The 12,883-nt window shown below is 47.2% G+C and carries 13 protein-coding genes; 3 read left to right on the top strand and 10 right to left on the bottom strand.

Annotated elements, in window-relative coordinates:
* The first annotated feature begins 26 nt into the window (after window positions 1–26).
* The gene (gene ttcA / locus ACTHTA_RS04565) at window positions 27–986 is read left to right on the top strand and encodes a tRNA 2-thiocytidine(32) synthetase TtcA (protein ID WP_308887297.1); all 960 of its coding nucleotides are present in this window, start codon (window positions 27–29) and stop codon (window positions 984–986) included.
* Window positions 987–1,145: 159 nt separating this feature from the next.
* Window positions 1,146–1,634: a DUF456 domain-containing protein gene (locus ACTHTA_RS04560; RefSeq protein WP_036472395.1), complete on the top strand. Its 489-nt coding sequence runs from the start codon at window positions 1,146–1,148 to the stop codon at window positions 1,632–1,634.
* A 61-nt stretch (window positions 1,635–1,695) separates the two neighbouring features.
* Here the strand turns inward: ACTHTA_RS04560 and ACTHTA_RS04555 are convergent, their stop codons facing one another.
* From ACTHTA_RS04555 to ACTHTA_RS04530, 6 genes are all read right to left on the bottom strand, one after another.
* Complete coding sequence (locus tag ACTHTA_RS04555; protein WP_250589879.1) at window positions 1,696–2,355, bottom strand: YecA family protein; 660 nt, start codon at window positions 2,353–2,355, stop codon at window positions 1,696–1,698.
* 34 nt (window positions 2,356–2,389) lie between these two features.
* Complete coding sequence (locus ACTHTA_RS04550) at window positions 2,390–3,181, bottom strand: TrmH family RNA methyltransferase (protein WP_308887296.1); 792 nt, start codon at window positions 3,179–3,181, stop codon at window positions 2,390–2,392.
* Window positions 3,182–3,299: 118 nt separating this feature from the next.
* Entirely contained in the window at window positions 3,300–3,848 is a 549-nt protein-coding gene (locus tag ACTHTA_RS04545; RefSeq protein WP_308887295.1) for a sigma-E factor negative regulatory protein, read from the bottom strand.
* A gap of 5 nt (window positions 3,849–3,853) precedes the next feature.
* Window positions 3,854–4,453 (bottom strand): RNA polymerase sigma factor RpoE, encoded by a 600-nt coding sequence (rpoE, locus tag ACTHTA_RS04540; RefSeq protein WP_004519728.1) that lies wholly within the window; start codon window positions 4,451–4,453, stop codon window positions 3,854–3,856.
* 219 nt (window positions 4,454–4,672) lie between these two features.
* Complete coding sequence (gene tilS, locus ACTHTA_RS04535) at window positions 4,673–5,998, bottom strand: tRNA lysidine(34) synthetase TilS (RefSeq protein WP_308887294.1); 1,326 nt, start codon at window positions 5,996–5,998, stop codon at window positions 4,673–4,675.
* Window positions 5,999–6,086: 88 nt separating this feature from the next.
* Entirely contained in the window at window positions 6,087–7,046 is a 960-nt protein-coding gene (locus ACTHTA_RS04530; protein WP_003683467.1) for an acetyl-CoA carboxylase carboxyltransferase subunit alpha, read from the bottom strand.
* A 204-nt stretch (window positions 7,047–7,250) separates the two neighbouring features.
* On the opposite strand from ACTHTA_RS04530, the gene ACTHTA_RS04525 reads away from it, so the two are divergent.
* On the top strand, window positions 7,251–7,652 hold the full coding sequence (locus ACTHTA_RS04525; RefSeq protein ID WP_003679090.1) for an RNA-binding S4 domain-containing protein: 402 nt from the start codon (window positions 7,251–7,253) through the stop codon (window positions 7,650–7,652).
* Between the two features lie 102 nt (window positions 7,653–7,754).
* Here ACTHTA_RS04525 and ACTHTA_RS04520 read toward each other — a convergent pair whose 3' ends face one another.
* The 4 genes from ACTHTA_RS04520 to ACTHTA_RS04505 all read right to left on the bottom strand — a co-directional run bounded on the left by ACTHTA_RS04520 (window position 7,755) and on the right by ACTHTA_RS04505 (window position 12,873).
* The gene (locus ACTHTA_RS04520) at window positions 7,755–8,954 is read right to left on the bottom strand and encodes a hypothetical protein (protein ID WP_308887293.1); all 1,200 of its coding nucleotides are present in this window, start codon (window positions 8,952–8,954) and stop codon (window positions 7,755–7,757) included.
* 96 nt (window positions 8,955–9,050) lie between these two features.
* Complete coding sequence (gene recD, locus ACTHTA_RS04515) at window positions 9,051–10,814, bottom strand: exodeoxyribonuclease V subunit alpha (RefSeq protein WP_308887292.1); 1,764 nt, start codon at window positions 10,812–10,814, stop codon at window positions 9,051–9,053.
* A 132-nt stretch (window positions 10,815–10,946) separates the two neighbouring features.
* Window positions 10,947–11,630 carry a lipoprotein-releasing ABC transporter ATP-binding protein LolD gene (gene lolD, locus ACTHTA_RS04510; RefSeq protein ID WP_003683651.1) on the bottom strand — a complete coding sequence of 228 codons (684 nt, stop codon included), beginning with the start codon at window positions 11,628–11,630 and terminating at the stop codon, window positions 10,947–10,949.
* Complete coding sequence (locus ACTHTA_RS04505) at window positions 11,623–12,873, bottom strand: lipoprotein-releasing ABC transporter permease subunit (RefSeq protein WP_308887291.1); 1,251 nt, start codon at window positions 12,871–12,873, stop codon at window positions 11,623–11,625. Before ACTHTA_RS04505 ends, lolD begins: the two co-directional genes overlap by 8 nt.
* Between the last annotated feature and the right edge of the window lie 10 nt (window positions 12,874–12,883).

Raw genomic sequence — 12,883 nt, 5'->3', positions numbered from 1 at the left:
TCTATTATTTCAAAGCACAAACAGCCATGTCCAAAAAAACCAAGCAAGAATTAGAAAACAACAAACTCAGCAAACGCCTGCGCCACGCCGTCGGTGATGCCATTAACGATTTCAATATGATCGAGCCGGGCGACAAAATCATGGTCTGCCTCTCAGGCGGCAAAGACAGCTACGCCCTTTTAGACATTCTGCGCCAGCTTCAAGCCAGCGCGCCGATTGATTTTGAACTGGTCGCCGTCAATCTCGACCAAAAACAGCCGGGCTTCCCTGAAGAAGTATTGCCGACCTATCTCGAAAGCATCGGCGTACCGTACAAAATCGTCGAAGAAGACACCTACTCCACCGTCAAACGCGTGTTGGACGAAGGCAAAACGACTTGTTCGCTGTGCAGCCGCCTGCGCCGCGGCATCCTCTACCGTACCGCAAAAGAATTGGGCTGCACAAAAATCGCCTTGGGACACCACCGCGACGACATCCTTGCCACCTTGTTTTTAAACATGTTTTACGGTGGCAAACTCAAAGCCATGCCGCCCAAACTGGTAAGCGACAACGGCGAACACATCGTCATCCGTCCTCTCGCGTATGTCAAAGAGAAGGACTTGATTAAATACGCCGAGCTGAAGCAATTCCCAATTATCCCATGCAACCTCTGCGGCTCTCAGCCCAACCTGCAACGCCAAGTCATCGGCGATATGTTGCGCGACTGGGACAAACGCTTCCCTGGCCGTATCGAGTCTATGTTCTCCGCTCTACAAAACGTCGTTCCATCGCATTTGGCCGATACCGAACTTTTCGACTTTGTCGGCTTGGAACGCGGTCAAAGCCTGAAACACGGCGGCGACTTGGCATTTGACAGCGAAAAAATGCCGGAACGTTTCTCCGACGGCAGCGAAGAAGACGAAAGCGAAATTAAAATCGAACCGCAAAAAACCGAACGCAAAGTCATCAATATTTTGGCAAACAAACCCAAAACCTGCGGTATGTAACCGCGTTTAGACATTCAGACGGCCTTTCGGTAGCTATTGACTGAAAGGCCGTCTGAATATTTAGGCATATTTTCATTTTCTTGCATAAACCTTTATCGCAATCCGGCAAAACGCCCTCATAATACCGCCGTTATCCACCCCTCCATCAAAAGGAAAACCATGACCACCATTCTGATTATCCTCGGTTTAATCGCCATTGTTGTCGGCATTTTAGGCACTATTTACCCTGCCTTGCCCGGACTGGGTTTGATGTTTGGCGGCGCATGGCTGTTGGGTTATGCCGGCGATTATCAAGTGTTTGGCTCGGGTACGCTGACCTTTTTGGCCATTGTTGCCGTATTCGGTACTGCAATGGATTATGTGGCGGGTGCATTGGGTGCAAAATATACCGGCGCAAGTAAAACCGCGGTTTGGGGTGCATTTATCGGCGGCATCGTCGGCGCATTCTTCTCTATTCCCGGCTTGTTGCTCGGCCCGTTGACCGGCGCGGCCATCGGCGAATTTATTGCACGCAAAGACACTTGGCAGGCAGGCAAAGTCGGTATCGGTACGTTTATCGGCTTCATCATCGGTACCGTAGCCAAAATCGGCTGCGCATTGACCATCGCACTGACCATCCTGTTTGTTTGGTTAGCCTCATTCTTCTAAATAAAAAATATTAAAGGCCGTCTGAATTTCAAGTATTCAGACGGCCTTTTTATTTCATTGGTTATTTGCCGCAGCAAGCTTTGTACTTTTTACCGCTGCCACACGGGCAAGGATCGTTACGCCCCACTTTTTCGCCTTCACGGCGTACGGTTTGCGGCTTATTGATGATGGCCTGCCAGTACCAGTAAATATCCAGCAGGACATGTGGCAAATCAGATTCCAGCTGGGTCAGCTCTTTTTCATTCAGATGCAAGATGACTTCGCCGTTTTCCTCATCATCATAGATACCACCCAAAGCCATAATCGGATAGAACAAATCTTCAAATTCTTCCTGTTCGACTGCTTCAAACCAATCGGTAGGCACAATATCCAGTGCGTAAAGGTAGGCATTACACCAAGTGTAGAAATCCGGATTACCGGCTTCATCTTCATAAAACCACAGATCAGGCAGGATTTTTTCGTTGAGCTTCATGCGCATATCGGCGGCCATTGCCATGACCAAACGTTCGATTTCGGTGCGCTCTTTGGCATCAAACAAAGATTCCTCACCCAAAATCTCAGGCAGCCAGTTGGTCGGGTTCAAAGCATCCGGACCGCTCAATAAAGCCATCATAAAACCTTGAACCTCATCACAACGCATGGTGTTGTGGGCTTCAGATTTGGCATCCAGCAATTCCATCAATCGGCTGCGTGCTGCTTCATCAAAAGTCAGTATTTGCATTTTTGTTCCTTAAAATAAAATCGTATTATTGTTTTCAGACGGCCTGGGCATGAATACGCTGCCGCATTTGTTCAAACAGACAAACCGTTGCCGCCATCGCGACATTCAAGGATTCGGTTTGCCCCAACATGGGGATTTTGACACAGGCATCGGCCTTCTCTTTTACCGTTTCACTCACGCCGCTGCCTTCGTTGCCAAATACCCAAGCACAGGGTTGACTGAGGTCCATTTCATACAAACCGATATTGCGACCGCCCAAGGCAGTTGCCCAAATTTGATGCTGATACGTTTCCATCCAAGCGGATAATTCCACTCGGCTAAAAATAGACAGCAGAAAATGCGCACCCATCCCCGCTCGCAACACTTTGGGCGACCAGATATCCACGGAATCATTGCTGCACACAATTTGCTTGACTCCTGCCGCCGCCGCGCTGCGCAAAATTGTGCCTGCATTGCCGGGGTCTTGTACCCGCTCCAATACCACACAATCGCCGTCTGAAGGTAAACCTGCCTGCTGCGGAATATCAATCCAAGTCATCACATCATTGGCATCGGTCAGGCTGGTGATTTTAGACAGTGCTTCGTTACCAACCCAAGTAATCAATCCCTCGTCCAACTGCGCCGTAATTTCTTGAATTTCAAGATGTTGCTGTTTCTTTTCAGGCAAGTAAACCTGTTTGGGCGTACCGCCGCTTTGCAAATAAGTTTGCAGCAGATGTACGCCTTCCAATACGGTTTCACCGCTTTCACGCCTTGCTTTGGCCTGCGTCAGCAGGCGGAATAAATGTTTGAGCTGTTCGTTTTGAGCAGAGGTAATCAGTTTCATGGAGCGCATTATAACTGTTTTAACTTCCTTGAAGCTATGCTTTCAGACGGCCTGATGGTTTTACTTAGAAAATAAAAAACCCTTACAATGAAGCAAGGGTTTTACATGATTTCATTTTTTACTGCACAACTGTCTGCTGCTCATTTTGCTGCTCGGTACGGACAGTCGGACGGTTTTCAATTTTGCCGTCTTTTGCCGCATTTGGCACAACAGTTTCGCCAGGCTCGGAAGCTGCTTTATCACTAGGCGTACCGCTTACCGGAATAATATTTTGGGCTGGCTGAACATTAGACTTCTCTGCAACCGGCATAGCGTCATGAGAAGTTTGCGGTGTAAATTGCCATACTGCAACAGCAATCGCACACACGCTGGCAGCGGCCGCAAAGAATTTGAAGAAGCCGCTATTGGCCGCTTCACGCTGAGCATATTTTTCCTGTTTGCCTTCAGCCTCGGTTTGAGGCACTGTAAATGCTTTGCTTTGCATGGTTTCACCGGCCATACTCGCTGCCGCACTCTGACGGATACAGTCGCCGATAATGTGGTATTCATGCCAAGCGCGCAGGGCCTCCTCGTCTGCCAATACGGCATCCAGCATCTCATCAGTCAATGCTTCACCGTCCATCAATGCAGACACATACTCCAATGCTTTATTTGTTTTGTCGTTCATTTTTATTACCACCTTTGATCTTCAGAAGTATCCAACAGCGGCCGCAAATCTTTTGCAATCAGTTCACGCGCTCTGAAAATACGCGAACGTACAGTACCTATCGGACAATCCACTACCCGAGCTATTTCTTCGTAAGACAAGCCATCCATTTCCCTAAGTGTAATGGCTTGACGCATATCGTCTGGCAGTTGCGCAATGCTTGCTTCGACGGTCTGCAAGATTTCCCGATTCATCATTTCAGCTTCCGGCGTATGGTAATCTGCAATCTGATCGGTTAAATCGAGAACATCTCCCTCCTCATTGGCTGCTTCCGAACTGACAAAAAACTGGCGACCCGAAGTGGTCAGAAAATTCTTTGCCGTATTGATACCGATACGGTACAGCCATGTATAAAATGCACTCTCACCTCGAAAATTAACCAGCGCACGATAAGCCCTAATCATTGCCTCTTGGGTTACATCGTGTACTTCGTGCTCATCCTGAATAAAACGGGAAATCAGTCTGTTTAGCCGACGCTGATACTTGGACATCAGCATCTCGAATGCCTTATGGTCACCTTTCTGCGCGCGCTCCACCAAAACTTGATCTATTTGGCGATCGTTCATACCCAACCTTTAATCGTTTTACTGCTTTAAACCAAAAAATAGTAAAGCGTGCTGTGCACAATAAAGACAGCATCGCTTTGAAATAGTTCCACAAGATTACATTTAATCGCAAAAGTTTATTCGTATAGATACTCTAATATAAGCTATATTGCTTATTATATCTACACTTAGCACAAGTAGTTAAATTACTAATACTTATTAAATTTAAAGTTAGTCTCTTTACTTTTCTACTATATATTTAGCTAACTTTTCATGAACAGGCAGATAGCCTTCCCCTATTTGAACATCGCTTCCCACCCGAAGATTAATAACAGCAAGGCACTTGTTGCCCATACTTAGGATAATCGGCCAATATTTACGGACGAATGGCACAATATGACACTCTTGCAATAGTTTTTCGACTGATTTTTCCCTCTGCCCCGACTGAATCACATCACCTTTGGCCACATTTCGAAATACCGCCTGCTTCTCCAACTCCTCTTCTGACAAACCTCCCTTAAAGGGTAATAAAACGAAACCGTTTTCCAGCAAAATATCTTTCAGACGGCCTCGAACTTCCCTGCCATTACACCAAGGCAGTTTTTGAAACTCACTTTCCTGACAAACAAACAGCTTATCTCGATATACGACTAGTTTCCCGTCTGGCAAATTCAACTGCGCTTGATCAGCGGTTTCTAATACTCGGGCAAAATCGGCAATGCTGTGATAAGAAGGCAATGATTCCGTTTGCTTTCGCAAAAAATACCAAAGCAGCCGACGACGCAAAAGCGGGGTACACTGCCGCCATAGACTGATGCTGAATATTCCGTTTGGACTGATGCGCTGGTATTCAGACTCAATCAATTCATCTAAAAGCTGCAAATCTTCCTGCAATAATCGAACATTGGTACAAATTTGCTGCTCAAAATTCGGGATACGCTGCTGCCATTTCGGCAAAGCCTGATTTCTCATCCAATTGCGTAAATAGCCGGAGTCTTCATTACTTTCGTCTTCAACAAAAGATAATCCCCATTGTTGCGCATACTCAGCCAGTTCCTGACGGGAAAATGCCAAAAGCGGCCGCCAAATTTGAATCTCTTCATTTAAATCACGCCATACCGGCATGGCCGCCATACCGCGTAATCCACCCCCTCGCACAGCCGACAACATAAATGTTTCGATTTGATCATTGCGGTGATGGGCCAAAACAATAATTTTCTTCAGGCCGTCTGAAAATGCCTGATATCGGGCAGCCCTGGCCGCAGCCTCCAAACCTTTTCCTTGTTTTTCCACATTGACACGGCACACGCGCAAGGTCACATTCAAACCCCGACAATAATCCTGACAAAATTTTGCCCAACTGTCGGCATTAGTGCTTAAACCATGATGAACATGGACGGCACGCAAATCAAAATGGTGAAATTCACGCGTCCGGTGCAAAAGATGCAGCAGGACGACAGAATCCAATCCGCCACTCAAACCAACTTCAACAACAGTATGGCTCGGCAAATCAGGAAAAGCTGCGTGAAAACTTTTAAATAGGGAATCAGGGGATAGTTGCGACATTTCAGACGGCCTAAAATTGTGAATTACTCAAAAATAGAACACAAAAAAAGCAAGCAGCGACATCTGCTTGCTTTTTCAGCAGTCAAACTTATTTATCGGTAAATTTACCGTAAGCCATGATGCGGTCGAAACGGCGAGAAAGCAAGTCAGGCATGGTCATGCTTTGCGCTTCGCTTAATTGCTGTTCCAAAACGGTTTTGACGTTTTTCATCGTGGTTTCAAAATCACGGTGTGCGCCGCCCAAAGGCTCATCAATTACTTTATCAATGAGATCCAACTCTTGCAGGCGTTTGGCGGTAATACCCAATGCTTGCGCGGCATCTGCTGCTTTTTCAGCAGTTTTCCAAAGAATAGAAGCGCAACCTTCGGGAGAAATCACCGAATAAGTCGAATATTGCAGCATATTGACGTAGTCGCCGACAGCCACTGCCAACGCACCACCCGAACCGCCTTCGCCAATGATGGTGCACAATACCGGCACATGCAGGCGGGTCAGTTCGTACAAATTACGGCCGATGGCTTCAGACTGGCCGCGTTCTTCCGCACCGATGCCCGGATACGCGCCCGGGGTATCGACAAAGGTCATGACCGGAATATTGAATTTTTCGGCAGTCTTCATCAAGCGCAGTGCTTTACGGTAACCCTCAGGACGCGGCATACCGAAATTGCGGCGGATTTTTTCTTTGGTATCGCGACCTTTCTGATGGCCGATAACCATCACGCTTTGGCCGTTGAAACGCGCCAAACCGCCGACAATGGCATGATCGTCAGAATAATGGCGGTCGCCGTGCAACTCTTCAAAATCGGTAAAAATACCGTTGATATAGTCCAAAGTATAAGGGCGTTGCGGATGGCGGGACACTTGTGAAATTTGAGCCGGAGTCAGCTTGCTGAAAATTGACTTGGTCAACTCGTTGCTTTTCTTTTGCAGTCTGGCAATCTCGTCGGAAATATCGACGGCAGATTCGTCTTGTACGAATCGCAACTCGTCGATTTTATTGGTTAATTCGGCGATGGGTTGTTCGAAGTCCAAAAAAACGGGTTTCATAAAACAAAGCTCTCGGTAACGGTTGCTGACATGATACGCTAATCAGACGTATTTGACAGCATTTCTCAAAGGGAAACTGCCATCTTTTGCAATAAAAAATCTTTCAGACGGCCTTTAACAAAGAAATAGTATGGCTGCACTAAACGCATGAAGTGCCGTATCTTATGATAAACTTCAATTCAGTTCAATCATTTCAAACAGGCTATGAAAAACGATCATGACAATTCGTCCATGCGCTTGGACAAATGGCTGTGGGCCGCGCGCTTTTTCAAGACCCGCGCGCTGGCACAAAAACATATTGAGCTGGGCAGGGTTTTGGTAAACGGCTCAAAAGTGAAAAACAGCAAAAATATTTCTGCCGGCGACACCATCGACATGACTTTGAACTCCCTACCCTACAAATTCAAAGTTGCCGCACTCAATCATCAACGCCGCCCGGCACCGGAAGCGCGTCTACTCTACGAAGAAGACATGAAAACGGCTGCCGAACGCGAAGCTCAAAAACAGCTCGACCAAGCCAGCCGCATCAGTGCCGCTTATCCGGACGGGCGCCCAACCAAACGCGACCGCCGCCAGCTTGACCGTATGAAGCGCGATAGCTGGTAAAGCGTTTCATCCATTTCATCCATTGTTTCAGACGGCCCTATATCCATGCCGTCTGAAAACCAAAAACAGGCAGGACACCCTGCCTGTTTTTATTTGTGATGATTAAAACTTATATTCTAACTGACCACGAATAACGTTTACGTCCTGCTTATCCGTGCCGACGGTAGGCGTAACCTGTTTGCCGGCTAAATAGAAGCCTTTGAGTTTCCAGTTTTTCCAAGGAATATAAGTCGCACCGATTTGTACGCCTTGGACGTTTTTGCTGTAATCCTCAACAGAAGAGACACCGGACAACGATCCGACACGGCGGTAGTTCAAGAATACATCGTAAGAATTGCGGACATTCCAGTCGGCCAATTTATAGCGTACTTCAGTGAACACACCGTCATTTTTGATTTTTTGTCCGGCATCATTATAGGCTTTGATATTGGACTTGCTGACTGCGGCCATCCAATGCCAATCGTCATTAAACTTGATGTCCGTACCGATTTCTCCGAAGACCGCATTTTTCTTCGCACCGCGTACATCGATGTCTTTCATGTAGCTGACGGTTGCGCCGACGTTGATATTCTCATTCACAGACAACATGCTTTGAACCGCGGCAAAATGTCTGCGGCGGCCGCCAATGCCCCATACGTTGTCGTTCAGACTGCCGGTACGGCGGCCTGCATAAATTTTGGTAGGCAGGGTTTTATTGTCGAAGAAGATTTCGCCGCCGGTTACTTCGGTATCCCAGACGCGGCCGTAGGAAGAGAACGCACCAAATTTACCGACACGCGCTTTAATGTTGTTGTACAAAGTACCTTCGGCATACAGTTTATTGACCGGCACATCATGATCGCCGTTGAATTTACCAGTTTCCAAATCGATATTCGGCTCAATTTGCGCCACCAATTTCCAATCTTTATACAGTTTTGCGCGTAACCAAAACTCCGCATTGAAGTTGGCATTGGTATCTTCAGGCGTAGGATTGATGCTGCTGTTGTTGGCATTGATGTCTTTGGTATCCGCACGTACGCGCAAGCCACCATTCACAGTCAACAAATCATTGAAAATACTGATTTTATCGTCATCTTTACGAATGATACTGCCGGAATTGACGTAATCGTTGGTGGTGGCCAAAGCTGCCGCATCACGTCCGCCATCAGCATTCTCTGCCAAAGAATAAGATGATGAAGCCAATAAAATACAGGTTGCAATCAGTTTGGTTTGAAATTTCATGCCGACTCTCCAAAAGAAGGTATTGAAAGTGAAGTATTCGATAAAGCGTACAAAATTATGAATTTCGTATAAATTATTCATTTTATTTACTAATTATTTTTATCGTATGTAAATTAGTGTAATCAATCAAGCAGATTTAAACGCTTTATCCTCTTTCAGACGGCCTCTTGATTCAGGTCAAACGGAAGCCTGCTCATCAGGCTGTTCAAACTGCCATTTCAAGGCATCGGCCAATGCTGTCCTGCGTTTTTGATGGCATTCCACAGCTTTACATAATTCCTCCGCATTTCCCCAAAATACAAAACGTTCACGCGCACGGGTAATGGCCGTGTAAAGCAAAGCCTTATCCAAACCTCGGGCCTCTTCTTCACTCTCCGTCGTTGCAGGTACTGACGGCGGCAACAGCCATACTTCCCGATATTCCGAACCTTGGCTCTTATGCACCGTCATGGCAAAAGCCGATTCAAAATCGGGCAAACGGCTGATAGCAATTTTTTTGAATCCATCTTTCTCAGGAAAATATGCAGACAAGCCATTCAACGATTCTTTATTCGGCATAATCAGCCCGATGTCGCCGTTAAACACTTCCAACATATAATCATTGTGCGTAATCATGATGATTTGTCCGGCAAACCAAGGCGTTTCGCCCGAAACCTTGCCTTGCCGTTGCAGGTATTCTTGATAAGCCTGATTCAAATCATCAGCATCCTGCCGCCAAGCCGCCAATACCACCACATCGGCCGCATGACCATAGGCGAGTGCAACATTATTCTCCGCCACGGCCTGCCAATAATCCTGTTGCTTTTGATACAGCAAGGCAACCTGCTCTTTCAGACGGCCTGATTTCATTTCCAATTCTTTGGGGAACTTGTCAAACTGTTCAACCGCAGTTTGCTTTTCCCCGGACACCACCGCCCTTGCCAAACAACCAATACCGCTGTCTGCACCAAAACGGTGGCTAAACGTCAATTTAGCATTGTTTTGCGATAAAGCCTGTGGCTGCCCTTTAATATCAAAACCATGATCGGGCAGGTACACTTCCAACTTTTCAGCAGTTTCTTTATCCAAAGCCGTCGGACGCGACAATGCCGCCAATACGGCTCCCAAGCCAACCGACGGCAACTGGTTTTCATCGCCAAGCAACACCAGACGACAGCCAGTCGGCACGGCACGCAATAAATCCAACACCAGCGGCAAATCCAACATCGAAGCCTCATCCACCACCAAAACATCCAAAGCGAGCGGATATTCACGATTGAATGCAGGGCGCATTTGCGGCGGCCGCAGTTTCAACAATCGATGGACAGTCTGCCCTTCCAAGTTTTCCAAATGCGCTTTAATGCTCGGAGACAAATCAAAACCGTCCAAAGCACGTTGCAAAGCCCGTGCCATATGCGCAGCCGCTTTGCCCGTCGGCGCAGCCAATGCGATACGGGGCAGCTTCGCACTGTTATTGCAAATCAGACCCAAAAGCTTTGCTACGGTCGTCGTCTTACCCGTACCCGGCCCACCAGTAATCAACATAAAATTTTGCAGCAAGGCCAAAGCCGCAGCATCCCGTTGCTCTTTACTGTCTTTAGGGTCAAACCAATCGCTCAGGCTTTTTGAAGCCGCCATGAAATTCACTTCTTCCGCCTCGGCACTTGCCAGCCGTTTGATTTCAACAGCCAAATCATGCTCCAACTGCCACATCCGCCCTAAAAATAATTTCCGTCCGTACAGGATAAGCGGTTTATCCGCATTGCCGACCAAATTCGGCAAGTTGCTTAAGGCATCGGCATCCGCTTTATCCAAGTAAATGAACGAATGCCCGTTTTGCAAGGCTGCAAACAGTCGAACCACATAAGGCTCAATAACGGATGCCCCCTGCACTTCGTGGCGGCGGAAAAACGCTATAGCCGCATCTGCGGCAGAGGAAAGGATAGAGTCGGTCGGATTCATGGTTTAGGCTTGCTTGATACGGAAAAAAGAAAGGCCGTCTGAAAAACCGTGTTTCCATAAATGAAAACCTGTTTTTCAGACGGCCTCTATTATACCGTTCAAAGCATAAAATATTTGCCTGAAATAATAACCTTATTGCAGCACTTGCAGGCTGCCGTCTTTCATAGTCATTACCCGATCGAAACGCTCAGCCAACTCGTCATCATGGGTCACCACAATCAGGCTGGTGTTCAATTCGCGTTTCAAATCCAGCATCATGTCCAGCACATTTTGCGCATTTTTACGGTCAAGGTTCCCCGTCGGCTCATCTGCCAATAAGCATTTCGGCTCATTAACCAAAGCACGGGCAATCGCCGCACGCTGACGCTCGCCGCCGGAAAGTTCGCTCGGACGGTGCAGCATACGCTTGTCCAAGCCAACCTTTTTCAGCATCTTGACAGCCTTCTCCTCAGCCATTGCCTTGGGCATTTTGCCGATTAAAAGCGGCATCATGACATTTTCCAAAGCAGAAAATTCAGGCAATAGATGGTGGAACTGATACACAAAGCCCAAATAACGGTTGCGCAATTCGCCTAACTGTTTTTGGCTTAAACCGCCCAAATCCTGATCCATCAGTATTACCTTGCCTTCAGACGGCATATCCAAACCACCAAGAAGGTGCAGCAATGTGGATTTACCGCTGCCTGACGAACCGATGATACTCACGCTTTCCGCTTCGGCAACTTCAAAATCTAAATGATTCAACACTTGTACATTCAATGCGCCGTCATTATAGCTTTTGCCAACGCCGGTACATTTCAAAATTGTCTTACTCATAACGCAAAGCCTCCGCGGGTTGGGTTTTTGCAGCACGCCAGCTTGGATACAGTGTGGCGATAAATGCCAAGCCAAGCGAAATGCAGGCAATAACGGCAACATCCTTCAAATTCACATCACTAGGCAGGTAATCGATGAAATAAACCTGTGAGTTAATCAAATGCACGCCAAACAGGTCTTCAAAAAACGTGACAATCTTGCCGACATTCCAACCCAGCAATACACCGCATACCACGCCCACAAGCGTACCGAAGAACCCCGCAAATGCGCCTTGTACCAAGAAAATCTTCATGACGCCGTCCGGGGACAAACCCAACGTGCGCAAAATCGCAATATCGGCTTGCTTTTCCGTTACCGCCATTACCAAAGACGAGACGAGGTTAAACGCAGCAACCGCGATAATCAGTGTCAAAATGATGAACATCATGCGTTTTTCCAACTCTACGGCTTCAAAATAACTGCGGTTGTTAAACGTCCAGTCACGCACCCAAACTTCATCTTTTTTAGCATCTGGAATCAACTTGGCAATGAAAGACGGCGCATTCTGAGGATCAGCCAGTCGCAAACGCAGCCCACCGACATTTTCTCCCAGTCGATACAAGACTTGCGCATCCTTGATATGCGTCATGGCCAAGGTGTTATCGACTTCATAAACACCTGTTTTTACCACACCGACCACATTAAACTGCTTCAAGCGCGGTACCACGCCGGCAGGGGTAACGTTACCCTCTGGCGTAATCACTGTAACCTTGCCGCCAATCTCCGTGCCCAATGCCTCAGCAAGCCCTTGGCCCAAAATAATATCAAATTCGCCTGGCTTCAAATCGTCGAAACTACCGGCCGGCATATCCTTGCCGTAATCAACGACATTTTTTTCTTCAGACGGCAAAATACCGCGTATCTGAACACCGCGCACTTCACCGGCATTGGCAAGTAAAGCCTGATCGGAAACATAAGGCGCGCTGGCCAATACTTCCTTTTTGCCTTTTACAAATTCGCGCAAATTCTGCCAACCCGGCGCGCTACCGACATCGTAATAGCCAATTTCCGCATGAGGTGCAACGTTCAACAATTGACCGCGTATCTCTTTCTGAAATCCGTTCATCACGGATAAAACCACAATCAGAGCCGTTACACCCAAGGCGATACCGGCGATTGAAATCATGGTAATAAATGACATAAAGCCATTGCGTTTTTTCGCACGCAGATAGCGCAGGCCTATCCAAGTTTCTAAAGAAGCCATTCAAAAATGC

The sequence above is a fragment of the Neisseria sp. P0013.S005 genome (genome assembly GCF_051958425.1).
GTDB lineage: Bacteria > Pseudomonadota > Gammaproteobacteria > Burkholderiales > Neisseriaceae > Neisseria > Neisseria subflava.
Note: the sequence above shows the minus strand (reverse complement) of the source record. Positions and strands in the feature narration are given on the sequence as shown.

Bases quoted from the DNA above. Each gene is read 5' to 3' on its own strand.
- ACTHTA_RS04505 (WP_308887291.1), bottom strand. From the start codon at position 12,873: ATGGCTTCTTTAGAAACTTGGATAGGCCTGCGCTATCTGCGTGCGAAA.
- ttcA (WP_308887297.1), top strand. From the start codon at position 27: ATGTCCAAAAAAACCAAGCAAGAATTAGAAAACAACAAACTCAGCAAA.
- tilS (WP_308887294.1), bottom strand. From the start codon at position 5,998: ATGTCGCAACTATCCCCTGATTCCCTATTTAAAAGTTTTCACGCAGCT.
- ACTHTA_RS04545 (WP_308887295.1), bottom strand. From the start codon at position 3,848: ATGAACGACAAAACAAATAAAGCATTGGAGTATGTGTCTGCATTGATG.
- lolD (WP_003683651.1), bottom strand. From the start codon at position 11,630: ATGAGTAAGACAATTTTGAAATGTACCGGCGTTGGCAAAAGCTATAAT.
- ACTHTA_RS04525 (WP_003679090.1), top strand. From the start codon at position 7,251: ATGAAAAACGATCATGACAATTCGTCCATGCGCTTGGACAAATGGCTG.
- ACTHTA_RS04560 (WP_036472395.1), top strand. From the start codon at position 1,146: ATGACCACCATTCTGATTATCCTCGGTTTAATCGCCATTGTTGTCGGC.
- rpoE (WP_004519728.1), bottom strand. From the start codon at position 4,453: ATGAACGATCGCCAAATAGATCAAGTTTTGGTGGAGCGCGCGCAGAAA.
- ACTHTA_RS04550 (WP_308887296.1), bottom strand. From the start codon at position 3,181: ATGAAACTGATTACCTCTGCTCAAAACGAACAGCTCAAACATTTATTC.
- ACTHTA_RS04555 (WP_250589879.1), bottom strand. From the start codon at position 2,355: ATGCAAATACTGACTTTTGATGAAGCAGCACGCAGCCGATTGATGGAA.
- ACTHTA_RS04530 (WP_003683467.1), bottom strand. From the start codon at position 7,046: ATGAAACCCGTTTTTTTGGACTTCGAACAACCCATCGCCGAATTAACC.
- recD (WP_308887292.1), bottom strand. From the start codon at position 10,814: ATGAATCCGACCGACTCTATCCTTTCCTCTGCCGCAGATGCGGCTATA.
- ACTHTA_RS04520 (WP_308887293.1), bottom strand. From the start codon at position 8,954: ATGAATAATTTATACGAAATTCATAATTTTGTACGCTTTATCGAATAC.